At 24.7% G+C, this 13,899-nt stretch carries 10 protein-coding genes and 1 tRNA gene; 6 read left to right on the top strand and 5 right to left on the bottom strand.

Features of this window, described 5'->3' with window-relative positions:
* The first annotated feature begins 713 nt into the window (after positions 1-713).
* From AAHM95_RS07965 to AAHM95_RS07955, 3 genes are read left to right on the top strand one after another with little or no spacing between them, the layout of a single operon-like run.
* On the top strand, positions 714-1,223 hold the full coding sequence (locus tag AAHM95_RS07965; protein ID WP_342274595.1) for a ribosome-recycling factor: 510 nt from the start codon (positions 714-716) through the stop codon (positions 1,221-1,223).
* Between the two features lie 34 nt (positions 1,224-1,257).
* Positions 1,258-2,271, top strand: coding sequence for a phosphatidate cytidylyltransferase (locus AAHM95_RS07960; RefSeq protein WP_342274594.1), 1,014 nt, complete (start codon positions 1,258-1,260; stop codon positions 2,269-2,271).
* A gap of 24 nt (positions 2,272-2,295) precedes the next feature.
* Positions 2,296-3,417 carry a site-2 protease family protein gene (locus tag AAHM95_RS07955; protein ID WP_342274593.1) on the top strand — a complete coding sequence of 374 codons (1,122 nt, stop codon included), beginning with the start codon at positions 2,296-2,298 and terminating at the stop codon, positions 3,415-3,417.
* Between the two features lie 174 nt (positions 3,418-3,591).
* Here the strand turns inward: AAHM95_RS07955 and AAHM95_RS07950 are convergent, their stop codons facing one another.
* The 5 genes from AAHM95_RS07950 to AAHM95_RS07930 form a co-directional block, all read right to left on the bottom strand.
* Positions 3,592-4,431: a class II fructose-bisphosphate aldolase gene (locus AAHM95_RS07950; RefSeq protein ID WP_338976269.1), complete on the bottom strand. Its 840-nt coding sequence runs from the start codon at positions 4,429-4,431 to the stop codon at positions 3,592-3,594.
* A 10-nt stretch (positions 4,432-4,441) separates the two neighbouring features.
* A complete protein-coding gene (locus tag AAHM95_RS07945) occupies positions 4,442-5,128 on the bottom strand; it encodes a Pr6Pr family membrane protein (protein ID WP_342274592.1) in 687 nt (228 codons plus the stop codon).
* 137 nt (positions 5,129-5,265) lie between these two features.
* The gene (locus AAHM95_RS07940) at positions 5,266-9,615 is read right to left on the bottom strand and encodes a PolC-type DNA polymerase III (protein WP_342274591.1); all 4,350 of its coding nucleotides are present in this window, start codon (positions 9,613-9,615) and stop codon (positions 5,266-5,268) included.
* A gap of 325 nt (positions 9,616-9,940) precedes the next feature.
* On the bottom strand, positions 9,941-10,519 hold the full coding sequence (locus AAHM95_RS07935; RefSeq protein WP_342274590.1) for a hypothetical protein: 579 nt from the start codon (positions 10,517-10,519) through the stop codon (positions 9,941-9,943).
* Positions 10,520-10,711: 192 nt separating this feature from the next.
* On the bottom strand, positions 10,712-11,167 hold the full coding sequence (locus AAHM95_RS07930) for a hypothetical protein (RefSeq protein ID WP_342274589.1): 456 nt from the start codon (positions 11,165-11,167) through the stop codon (positions 10,712-10,714).
* A gap of 285 nt (positions 11,168-11,452) precedes the next feature.
* Between AAHM95_RS07930 and AAHM95_RS07925 the strand changes: the two genes are divergently transcribed.
* The 3 genes from AAHM95_RS07925 (at position 11,453) to tig (ending at position 13,652) form a co-directional block, all read left to right on the top strand.
* Positions 11,453-11,528: transfer RNA gene (locus tag AAHM95_RS07925), tRNA-Arg, on the top strand.
* 36 nt (positions 11,529-11,564) lie between these two features.
* Entirely contained in the window at positions 11,565-12,326 is a 762-nt protein-coding gene (locus AAHM95_RS07920; RefSeq protein WP_342274588.1) for a DUF3196 family protein, read from the top strand.
* Between the two features lie 15 nt (positions 12,327-12,341).
* Positions 12,342-13,652 (top strand): trigger factor, encoded by a 1,311-nt coding sequence (tig, locus tag AAHM95_RS07915; RefSeq protein ID WP_342274587.1) that lies wholly within the window; start codon positions 12,342-12,344, stop codon positions 13,650-13,652.
* Positions 13,653-13,899: the final 247 nt, after the last annotated feature.

The following is a 13,899-nucleotide window of genomic DNA, read 5'->3' as shown; positions in this document are numbered from 1 at the left end:
ACACTTGCTCACTGGGGAGTGGCAAGGTTGGTTAAATAAAGAATAGAATTAATATAGTAGGTTCCCTAGTAGGTCTATATATACTAGTTTCCAATTCGCTCCCACCCCAAGAATTACCATTAAATGGTTAGTATAATTTATTAGGTATCACTCCACTTTTTATTTATTCATGCAAGTCCACATGTTCTAGCTACTATTTTTAACAACTGTGTTGTAGTTCACTTTTTTAGTTCCCTAACACGTGTTGATAATAGCGTTAAAGACGGTTATTAAAAATTTTAAAATTTTACAATTACAAAAAAAGACAAGATTATTTCTTGTCTTTTTCCTTGTTAATAATTTTTATTTTATCTTATAAAATCTATATTTTTTAAAGTACGTCGAATATAAATTTAAGGGTAAAAGAGAATTTAATTTGTCTATCATCATTTTTAAATGGTAATTTCGGAAATAAGTTACTAATATGATAATTAATTATTTCGTAACTTTGACAACCGCCCTAGTTGATTTAAACAATGATGAAAATAAAATCCAAAGATATTAATAAAAAAACATCATTAATTAATGATGTTTTTTATTTTTTTAAATAGTTTTCCATTGGTTTTAATAAAAATTATTATATAATTTTTATAGTTTGATTTAAAAACAACTTAAAATTATTAACTAGGAGGAAAACAAATATGGAAGTTATTATTTTAGAAGCCACAAATCTGATGAATGAAATAATTTTACGTTATAAAAATGAAATTAACAAAATTCGCACCGGAAGAGCTAATCCTAATATCTTAGAAGGAGTTAATGTTAAATGTTATGGTGGTGTTGATAGTTTAAGTAATATTGCGCAAGTTAAAGTAGCAGAAGCACATCAATTATTAATTAAACCATATGATCGCAGTTTAATTAAAGACATTACAGAAGCTGTTACAAAAGCTGATTTGAAATTACAAATTAAAAGCGAAGCAGAGAATATACGTTTAATTTTCCCACAATTAACAGAAGACGTTCGTAAATCTTTAGTTAAAGATTTGAGTAAAAAAACTGAAGAATATAAAGTTAAAATCCGTAATTGTCGACGTGATGCTGTTCAAAATCTGAAAAAAATAAAATTACCAGAAGATCAAGAAAAGCATGCAGAAACTACAATTCAAGATTTAACTGATAGTAAAATTAAAGAACTTGTATTAATAGAAAACAATAAAAAAGCCGATTTAATGAAAATTTAGCAATAAAGCAATAAAAAGTTAGGGGTTAAATATTGTGAAAAAAAAGATAATAAATAAAGAAAATATAAAATCTAAAATTTCTTTTTTTGCAAAACTTAGTAATTTTTTTAGAACCTATCGAAATCGTATTCTTACAAGCTTTATGTTAATTGCTTGTGGTGTATTATGAATGTTTATTGGGGCAGTTTATTTAGAACCAATTTTTGGTAATAAACCACAGTGATCAGCCTATACATTTATGATAATTAATACTTTAATTTTTATTGGTTGTTTATGAGAAATTATTAATTTAAAAAAAGAATCAAATTGATCAATTGTACTTAAAATTTCTATAATTTTAACAGGAGTCATACTTTTATGAGTTCCGCTTGGTAAAGAAACTTTTGGTCCATATATTTATAATCATTATTGATTTGAAACTTGAATGACTTTATTAACTTTATTATTTTTCATTTGTATTTTTATTTTAATTGCTTGACGAAGTAAAAATTTTCAATTAAGTGATGTTATTTTTATTTTTACTTGAATTATTTATTTAGTATTTGTTGTTAAAGCTGTTAATTTTTTAATGTTATCAGAAATTAAACTTTCAAAACTAGGATGACCAACATTATTGTTTTTATTCATTATTGTTATGTCTAATGATGTTGGTGCTTTTATTGGTGGTATAATTTATGGTAAAACAAAAATGGAACCAAGTATATCACCAAATAAAACTTGAGAAGGTGCTATTACTGGTTTAATAACAGCAGTTATTTTAAGTATGATAACAGTAACTGTTTTTTTAGAAACAAGTAATTATAATCCATTGCCTTTTTTAGAAGTTAATAGTAAAGCACCAATCTATATTGCTTATTTTGCTACTAGTTTTATTCTTTCAATCGTTAGTCAAATGGGTGATTTATTATTTTCTTATTTGAAACGTAATTATCATGTTAAGGATTTTTCAAATATTTTACCTGGACATGGAGGATTATTAGATCGTTTAGATTCATTTTCAACAGTAGTTATTTTTGGTTCTCTAATTACTCTAGCAGCTATTGCTTAATATATAAAATTTAAGGATGAAGTTATGTATATATTTTTAGCCATTTTAATTGGTTTATTTACAATATTATTTTTAATTACATTGCATGAATTTGCTCATTTTGTAATTGCTAAATTATCAGGAGCATATGTATATGAATTTGCTATTGGTATGGGACCAAAACTTTTGCAGTGAGGTAAAAAAGAAACACGTTATACTTTAAGACTATTACCATTGGGTGGTTATGTTTCTATTGCTTCAGAAATTGCTGATGCTCCTAAAGGACGAGAAGATGAAGTAATTGATGGTAAACGAATGATGGAAAACTTGCAACGTGGTAAAAAAGCAGCTTTCATTAGTGCAGGTGCACTAATGAATTTATTATTAGCTTTTATTTTATTAATGATTGGATATGGAATTTATCCACATAAATATGATCCTAACTTGCCACCAACTTATGCAACAACAGGACCATTATATGAAGCAGTTAAAGAATATAATGAACATAATCCAACTTTTAAAATTTTAGATACTGATGTTATTACTAGTATTTATAATACTGGTGATATTGAATCTAAACAATCAATTAAATCATATTATGATTTAGAAGCATGATTAAGTAAATATAATAAAAAGACTACTAATGGTACAGTTATTGCTGATTACGAAATTACTTTTGATAATAAAAATGATAAAACTGTTACTTTTAAACCAGTAGAACAAAAAGGTGTACTATTCATTGGTGTTAGTCAAGGTAGTTATTATTTAAATGCAGGGCAAGTTATTAGTAATGGTATCATTGATACTTTTAAAGATAGTTACAGTCTTTTACAAGCATTAGGACAATTAGTTACTTTTCATTGACAAAATTTATCAGGACCTGTTGGTATTGTTAAATCAACTAATAGTTTTTTAAATCCTGATTTATCATCAACACAAGCAGCAAGTACATATTTTCGTTGAGCAGCATTATTATCATCTAATTTATTTTTATTAAATATGTTACCAATTCCGCCATTGGATGGTTATAAATTTGTTGAAAATGCAGTTGAAGCGGTAACAAGAAAAAAATTAAATGAAAAATATAAAATTATTGTCAGTATTGCTGGAGCTATATTATTTTTAGTTATCTTTATTGCTATTACTATTAAAGATATATTTTTTTAATCTTTACTTTATAATAAAATCTTATTATAAATAGGATAATAAATTTGAATGAAAAAGTTTTGAGTAATTTTCTTAATTATTTATATTTTAAAAAAATAAAATAGTTACTATTTTAAGTGAACAATATTGTTCACTTTTTATTTTATTTTGAAATATACTTTATAAGTATAAAAACTAAAATTTATATCGATTATTTGCTCCTAAGAGAATTATTTTTTCTTCAACAAATTTCTGAATAGCTATCATTGCATTTTCTGTTAATGTATTAAGATTAGACAAATTAGAATTAGTTTGCAAACTTTTTTTTAGACTTTCAACGTAAATCTTTCTTAAATCACTACTAATATTAACTTTAGTAATACCAGCTTTAATTGCTAGAGTTAATTGTTCATCATTAATAGTAATATTATCATGTAATACTAAAAAAATTTCAGGCATTTTAATAGCAATTTCTTTAATTAGAGAAATTTTTAAATCTTGTCTATTATCTTGATGATGACTATTGATAGCAGTAAATACAAGACAATTAATATTAGTTTTATTTCTAAATAATATTGCTTGTTCAATTAAATTAATATCATTAGTAATATCTCCTTTTGTATTATTGTAAAAAATTTCTGATTCAACAATAATACCCAAAGGAGCAGCAAAATGAACAATATCTTTAGTTTTTTCAATATTTTCTTTAATTGGATAGTTACTGTAATTTAACATAACTGAACTAAAATCAGATGTAATTTTAGTTTTAATAAAGTGTGGATCAAGACAGTGGTCTAGTTGTAAAAAAATTGGTACTTTTGCACGATTAATAACATTATTAATAATAGCAAGTACATATTTTAAATCAATACAATTAATAGTGTTAGGTGTTATCATTAAACATATTGGTGCTTTTTGTTTTTCGGCTGCATTAGTAATTGCAATTAACATTTCTAAATTATCAAAGTTAAAACTTGGGATTGCGTATTTGTTAATTTGTGCATGTTTTAACATTGTTTTCAAGTTAATTTTCAATTACAATCACCTAACTTTTCTTTTTTTTATTAAGTTGACGTAATATTTTTTGATAAAAATCATATAAACGATGTTCAGAAGTTTGATAACGTTTGAACATTAAGTTATTAATTCAAATATAAAAATATTGTAAACTGAAAACTAAACCAAAAACAAAAACAACAGCACTAGCAGCGATTAATCATCCATATTCGCCATTTGAATAATCAAAGAAAAAATATGGATATCATGTATCTCTTGGTGGATGACCAGTTTCTATAAAATCTAAATAACGTAAATGACCTCTAATTAGAATAACAATACAATAAATTGCTGGATAAATAACAATTAATCATAAATATATTTTATGTTGTTGTTTCATATTAATATATTGATGACCTGACGTAACAATAAAACTAGTAATCATAATTATTGGCATTAATAAGTGTAAAATTAATGTTGTAATTCAATTATAAGCACTGTATTGTTTTGGATCTTGCTCAGCAGTGAAAATACCTATTCAAAATACTAACATCGTAATAGTAATATAAACAGTTACTGCTAATCGAGTTTGAAAACTTGGTTTAGTACCACGAAAATAAGAATCAAATAAATAAACACAAAAATAAATAACAACCATATAATTACTCTCAGTAGTAAAAAAAGCATAGTAGTTACTTACTCGTTCACCATATCCTAAATGTTCAAATTTTTCCATTGGATAATATATTGCACTAATTAAATCAATAATTAAAAATAAAATTATCATTATTAATGCAGATAAACGTATATAAAAGTTGGCTTTGTTACTTAATTTATACATAATAATCCCACATCTTTTCTTTTTTCTTTGTATTATAATTCTAACATTAATTGTGTATTTTCTTCTAAATGTTCTAATACTCCTAACTTATTTAATAGTTGATAATTAGTTTTAGTAATATTAGTTCGTAGTTGTAAATCATTTTTTGAAGTAATTGCTTGTTCACTCCTTGCTTTAACAATTGAATTAGCCACAATTTCACCCAATCCATCTAAAGTAATAAATGGTGGTAAAATTTGTTTTTCACCATTTATTACTTTAACTTGAAAAAGTTTAGCATCAGAATGTTCTAAACTAATATTGCTAAATTTAATATTTCTAGCATTCATTTCTAATGCCACTTCTAATAATGGGATTAAATCTTTTTCTTTAGTAGTAACTGTATTTTTTTGACCATCATTTTTTCTTAATCTGTTATTAATATCTTTTAATTTATTAGTAATAGCACCAATACCTTGTAACATAGTTTTAATATCAAAAATTTCACATCTTGTTGTAAAATAAGTAGCATAATATTCATGTGGATAATAAACTTTAAATCAAGCTACTCTTCATGCCATTAATACATAAGCAGTAGCGTGTGCTTTAGGAAACATATATTTAATTTTTTTGCAAGATTGAATGTATCAATTAGGAACTTTCTTTTCTTGCATTAACTTTTCATATTCTTGTTTAATGCCTTTTCCTTTACGGACATCTTCCATAATATTAAAAGCAATTTTTGCTGGTAAGCCTTGATATACTAAATAAGTCATAATATCATCACGACAACCAATTACATCTTTTAGTTTTAAACCTTGTTGTGAAATTAATTCATCAGCATTATTTAATCAAACGTCAGTACCATGTGATAAACCAGATATTTGTACTAATTCAGAAAATGAAGTAGGTAATGTATCACTTAACATTTTACGAACAAAACCAGTACCAAATTCAGGGATACCAATTGCTCCTGTTTTTTCGCCAAGTAAATCATCACTAGTAATATTTAAGGAACTTAAATTAGAAAATAATGATAAAACTTTTTCATCTTGATTAGGAATTGTTTTTGGATCAATACCAGTTAAATTTTCTAACATTTTTAATGCTGTTGGATCAACATGACCTAGAATATCTAATTTTAATAAATTATCATGAATAGCATTAAAATCAAAGTGGGTAGTTTTTCATGTAGAACTAGTATCATCAGCTGGAAAATTAATTGGTGTAAAATCATTAATATTATATTCTTTTGGTACAACAATAATACCACCAGGATGTTGACCAGTTGTTCTTTTAATTCCAACACATCCTTGACTTAGTAACTCTAGTTTTGCTGCACGCATATCTGATTGACCAATTTTTTCTGCATAAGCTTTAACATAACCATAAGCTGTTTTATTGGCAATTGTTGAAATTGTTCCGGCACGAAAAACATTTTCTTCACCAAACATTTCTTTAGTAAAATCATGAGCTTTATTTTGATATTCACCAGAAAAGTTTAAATCAATATCAGGTGTTTTATCACCATCAAATCCTAAGAATGTTTCAAAAGGAATATCATGACCATCAGTAATTAAATCAATATTGCATTGTGAACACATTTTTTTTGGTAAATCATAACCACACTTATAAGAACCATTACTAATAAATTCACTAGTTTTACATTGTGGACATAAATAGTGTGGTTGTAGTGGGTTAACCTCAGTAATGTTAGCAAAAGTAGCTACTAAAGATGAACCAACTGAGCCACGACTACCAACAAGATAACCATCTTGTAAAGATTTTTCTACTAATTTGTGTGCAATTCAATAAACAACAGCAAAACCATGAGTAATAATTGCATCTAATTCACGAGTTAAACGTTTTTCTACATATGTTGGTAATGGATTACCGTAACGATTTCATGCTTGTTCATAACAAAGATTACGTAATTTAGTATCAACATTAATAATACTTGGTGTAAATAAGCCATCTTTGATTGGTTTAATCATTTCAAATTGTTTAGCTAATTGCAAAGGATTATTAATAACAATATCATTAATTAAATTAGGGTCATCTAAAAAATTAAATTCTGTTAACATTTGATTAGTAGTTCTTAAATGTTGATCAGGATATGATGTAACTTTACCTTTACGATCAAATAATGGGTGCAATAAACCACCAATTGCTTTGCTATTAATAATAACATCACGATATATTTTTTCATGGGGATGTAAATAGTGGGCATCGCTAGTAGCAATTACTAATTTATTTAATTTAAGGGCATTATTAATAATTTTTTTAATAGTATCATGTAATTGTTCTTTAGTAATATTTCCTAACTGTATTAAGTGTTTATAAACAGCAGGTGGTTGGATTTCAATAAAATCAAATCACTTCATTATTTTAATTAGTTCTTCTTCACTTTTATTTAATGCTGTTTCAAAAACAGCACCATTTATACAACTACTACCAATTAATAATTCTTTTCTATTTTCATTAATTGCTTCTGATATGATTTTTGGTGTTTTATAAAAATACTTTGTATGAGATAGTGAAACTAATTGATATAAATCTTTTAAACCTAATTGATTTTTTGCAAAAATAGTAATATGTTCACCACGAAGTTTATAATTAATTTGTTCATTAATTAAGTTATTAATTTCTTGTAAATTAATACAATTAAATTCTGTTTTTAATTGTTGTAACATTTTTAAAAATACTTGTGCTAATACATTAGCATCATAATCAGCACGGTGAGCAATTTCATCATCATATTTAATGCCATAAGTACGACAAATAGTACCTAATCGATAATATTTTAGTTGTGGTAGAATTGCTCTAGATAATTGCAAAGTATCAATGACAGGATTATTTAAAGGCATGAAACCCAATTGTTTCATTGCTGCTTGTAAAAAACCAAAGTCAAAGTTAGCATTATGAGCAACTATTGTTTTATTACCAATTATTTCAATAATTGTTGGCAATATTTGTTGTAATGTTTGTTTATCTTTTAGCATAACATTGGTAATACTAGTAAGTTCAGTAATATGTTCAGGTATGGGATTATTTGGTTTAATTAAAATTGTATCTTGTTTTAAAATCATATTGTCTTTAACAATTGTATAACCAAATTCAATAATTTCGTGATAATTGGTTGATAAACCAGTTGTTTCTAAGTCAAGAACAATGTATTCTAAATCTAATAATGATGTATTAATATTATTTTTAGTAATACTAATATTATCGGGGATTAAATCCATTTCAACACCATACATTACTTTTAAGTTTGGATGTTTTTTAGCAGCATTAGCAATATCTGGGTATGCTTGTACATTTAAGTGATCAGTAAAACCAATTGCTTGGTGTCCTCATTTAGCTACTTGATTGATATAATCACTTGCTGAAGTAATACCATCCATAGCACTCATTTTAGTATGAGTATGAAATTCAATTCTTTTAGTTTTAGCATCATCATTATTGTTAGCATTTTTATTATTTAAATCGATAATTAAATCATCAATTCATAGTACTTGTTCTTTACTATAATTATCATAACGACTATTAGCATTAATTTTTATTCAATCATCAACTTTAATATTATCAAATTTCTCATCTGGTTGATCGCTATTAATAAATGCTTTGCAAGTAATTGCATCGCTATAATCAGTAATTCAAAATGAATAAAATCATTTTTGAGTTTTGGTTAAAAATTTATTAATTTTAAAAACTTTACCACTAATAATAATATTGGGTTCGTCGCCAATGATATCTTTAATGCTATGAGTTGGGTCTGTTATTTCTAAATTAACTTTTGCTTTTTTGCTATAAGTAGTGGTACTAAAATTTTTACTTACATTATTTTTAGTAATTTTAGTTTTTAAATTGTTGGTAATTTTGCTAATTTCTGTTTTAGATTCATTTTCATAACTAATAAATGGTTGCTCTGCTTTATTTATTTTAGTTTTTAATTGAATTTTTTTAAAACCATATTGTTGAAAGTAATTAATAAATTGTAAAAATTCATTAGTTATTAATTTCTCTTCAATACTATTATGAATAGTAATGGTAATAATATTATTTTTATAATTAATTGCTGAGTCGGGTAAAGAATAATAAATACCAGCTAATAGTTGCAATTTATGAGTTTTAATATAATGAAAATATGTTAATACAGTTGATTCATCAGCAGTAAGAGAAACATTAAAATCGACACTAATATTCGAAACAGGTAATTTTTCAAAATGTTGTTCAAAACTTTTTAAAGTAGTAGTTGTTAGAAAATTAGGTAAATTGATGGTAATTATTACTTGTTGATTATGATGAAAATATTGTACTTTTTTAATAGTGGCATGATTAAATTCATTATTAACATCATTAAAATCCATTTCATGGAAAAGTTTTTGCAAATCTTGGTTCATATATTTTTCCCTCTCTTAATACTAAATAATTAACAATAATAACTATATTTTAATTAAAATATATTAAATCATTATTCTAATGTTTAATCAAATTTCATATTTTAATTATAACTTAATTAAAATTCTTATTCTTATTCTTATATAAAAAAAGTATGAAATTTTAGTTATAAAAAAAAATAAAAACAAAATAATTTAATTACAATAAAAAGTAATGCCTAAATATTAGGCATTACTTTTTATCATGAAGGTGTTATTGGATTATTTGTTTTAGGTAATGTTTCGGTTTCAAAAATAGCATTTATATTATTCACATTAAAATTTGAATTTAATTGTTGATTTCTTGTTTGTATAGATGGTTTATTAAAAGATTTTTTTGTTCTTTTGTAAACACTTGTATTTGTTCTTTGGTAAATGCTGCCTTTTGATTAGAAGTAAATCATTCTAATTGTTTTGGAGTTAATAATTCAATTTGAAATTTAAATTCATAAAAATCATATTCTATTGTTAATTGATTATTAATTGTTTTTAATGCTTTTCTTATTCCTTTTTCTAGTAGTGAAAACTTATTATAACTGAAATTTTTTATTTGTTCTGTTGTAAATGCTTGTATTTGTATTTTTGTAAGTGCTTTCATTTGTTTTTTTGAAAAAGCATAAAGCAGTAAATTATTTTTTGTAAATAAGGGAATTAAGTTGGAATTAATTGTTGAAACTTGATATGGGCTTAATAGTTGCAATAATTGTCTTCAAATTGGTAACCCATTATTAACATTTGCTTTAATGATACTTAAAATAAATTTATCAATTTCTTGTTTATTGACAGTGTTTGTAAATGATTGTATTTGTGTTTTAGTAAGTCCTTTAAGTTCTGCTTTGCTAAATAATATTTGATTTTCTGTAGGCATATCTTTTAATCTTTGTCCTTTTCATTTAAATTTAATTTAATAAAAATCCTAATATAGAAATAATTTCTATATTAGGTATGAACATTTATTAAATTATAAAATAATTATAATATAAATTAATTATTTTTGTTATATTATGCATTTTATGAATTATAATTTAATATTTTTTAAATGAATATGTAATTTGTTTTTTTAGACAGAAGTTACTATTAAACTTCTGGTTGTCATAACTGGTTCTTTTGATGAATTTGCTAGTTCATTAGATACTCTAATGTAATCAAGAGTAATATTTGCTTTTGATACTTTTTTTGTAGAAACAAAACCACTTAATCTTAAAAATTCGTTAAATCGTGATTCTTTAATGTCATTAGGATTAACATTTTCTTTTGATACTCTTACTGTGGGGATAGTAGGATTTGTTCTTAAAAATTTGTTAATTCTTGATTCTTTTCTTCCAAAATTTGTAGTAGTAGCCATTCCACCAGCTATTAAAGTTGTACCAATAGCAACTGGTAATAATGAAGCACCACCAGTCATAGGTGCTGCAGCAACACAAGCTGTTGTTATTCCTGCAGTTGTTGTTAATGTTCCTGTAGTTATTGTGACACCAGCAATTACTTTTCTTTTTGTACTTATTTCACTAGGCATAATACTTTTCTTCCTTTTCTTTTTCAATATTTAATTTAATAAAAATCCTAATATAGAAATAATTTCTATATTAGTAATGAACAATTATTAAATTACAAAAAATATTATAATATAAAAAAATGAAAATATTTTATTTTTTTTAAAAAAATATTACTTAAAGGTACATAATGAAATATCAAAATAATATTAAATATATTATTATTATTATTATTTTATTGAAAAGTAGCCAATTAATAATTGCATTTTTTAATCAAACAAGTTAAGATTACTTATGGTAAATGTTATGCCCACGTAGCTCAGTGGATAGAGCACCGCCCTTCTAAGGCGGGGGTCAGAAGTTCGAATCTTCTCGTGGGCGCCATTAAATTTTAAAATACTAAGAAGGTTTAACTAAATAATGATAAATCATGACAATTATTATCAAGACATTATTGGTAAAATTAACCACCTCATTAGTGAAAATAAATGAGATCAAGCAATGAAGTTGGTCAAACATGAATTAGAGATGCCTTATATTCCTATTCATCATGAAGTTACATTACAAGAGTTACATCATAATATTACTACTCATATTAGATTAAATAATAAAAATGAAAGTCATGAGTGAAATTTAGAGAGAATAAGTCATGTATTAATGAATCCATTTGATGAAGATCTTCATCCGGTGGCATTTTATTATTTACAAAGTCATAATGCTAGGTTAATTTTGCCAACAATTAAGATTTATCTTACAAATAAAAATATAAATAATATAAATAAAACACAACTATTATTTATATTAAATAATCAAGGTATTGATGAAGAAATAGAATTAATAAAAGGTCATGATACATTTAAAATTAATCCAAAAAAAATAACACAATGACAAGAATCACTCGTTTATTTAAAGATTACAAAAATATTTGAAGATGAAGTTCATATTGATGATCCAGGTATTTATGGTATTTGCTTGTTTTTATTGGATAGTTATTTTGAGAATTTGTTTCCAACATTACCTAATAAAAATCAAGCAGCAGCATTAGCAGCTGCTTTGTATATTTGTGCTTGTAGTTTCCAATTTATTAGTGTAAAATTGGTAGAAAGTGCTAAAAAATTTAAAACTACTACTACTTTAATAAAAAAATACTTAAGTATTATGATTCAACAACAAATTACATAAGGAGAGATTTGAAAAATGACATTAAATATTATAAAAGATGAAAAAAATGGTCTTGGAAAATGACATGTTACCATTGATGCTAAAACTTGAAAAGATCAATTGGCAAAAGCTGAAAATAAATTGATTGCACAAGTAGAAATTCCTGGATTTCGTAAAGGAAAAGTTCCTACTAAAATGGCTAAAAAACATGTAACTGAAGAACAAACTTTACAAACAGCAACTAAAGCAGTTATTACTATTGCTTATGATTTTGCCTTAAAAAAAAAACCTAACTTAATGCCTACTAATCAACCCGAAGTTAATGTGGAAAAATCTACTATTAAAGAGTGTGAAATAATGTTTGTATTTGATTTACCAGCAGAAATTACTATTGGTAAATATCGTGGTATTGATATAGTAAAACCTGTAGCAACTGTTAATCAAGAAGAAATTGATACTCAAATTAAACTATTACAAGATCGTTTTGCTATTTTTAATCCAAAAGAAAAAGGAAAATTAGAAAAAGGTGATACTGCGGTTTTTAATTTTACTGGTTTTTTAGAAGGTAAAAAATTCCCTGGCGGTGAAGCTAAAAACATGGAATTAGAAATTGGTTCTGGTAAATTTATTCCTGGTTTTGAAGAAGGAATGATCGGTATGGAACCTAAATCTAAAAAAACTATTGAAGTAACTTTCCCAGAAGATTATCATGTTCCAAATTTAAAAGGTCAATTAGTACAATTTGAAATTGAATTAAACGAAATAAAAACAAAAGTTATTAATGAAGATTTAGAAGAATTAGTAAAAGATGTTAACATTCCAGATGTTACTACTACTGAACAATTATTAGAAAATATTAAAAAACAAATTGAAGTACAAAAAACAATGACAATTAAGGAACAATTTATGGAAGAACTTATTGCTAAAATTGTTAAAGATTCAAAAATAATAATTCCAAATTTTGCTGTTAAAAATGAAACTGAACGTTTAGAAAATGAATTTAAAAAACAATTAGCTAATCAAAACTTTACAATTGAAAACTATATGGCAGCAACCGGTTTATCTCATGAAGAAATTATTAATGAAATAAAAAAGGATGCAATTATGCAACTTCAGAATTTTTTAGTTATTGAAGAAATTATTAAACAAGAAAAAATAGAAATTACCGAAGAAGAAGTTCAAAAACAATTAACAACATTTGCCGACCAATTTAAAATAAGCATTGAAGAAGTTAAAGCAAATATTAAAGATTTAAGTTTAGTGACTACTACCCTAAAACGTAATAAAGCCTTTGATTTATTATGAGAAAGTAACGGTAAAAACCAAAAGCAAACAACAAGTGCTTAATTAATTTAATTTGATAATTATTATATAACCTAATTACCAATTTAATAATTAGGTTATTTTATCGTTTATTTTTTTTCAAAAAGTAAAAATTATCAAAAAAAAAATAAATGTAATAAAATACTACTAGTATAAATTAAATATGAATTAATAAGTGCTGCTGTAATAGTATAGTATAAATCAAAAATTAGATATTTTAGCAATTAAGTATTGCAAGTGCTAATGTTTTATATTATAATCCAGTTAATAC

It is taken from the genome of Spiroplasma endosymbiont of Phycita roborella (genome assembly GCF_964031195.1).
Classification (GTDB): Bacteria; Bacillota_I; Bacilli_A; order Mycoplasmatales; family VBWQ01; genus Spiroplasma_E; species Spiroplasma_E ixodetis_A.
This window is presented reverse-complemented; position numbering and strand designations above follow the sequence as displayed.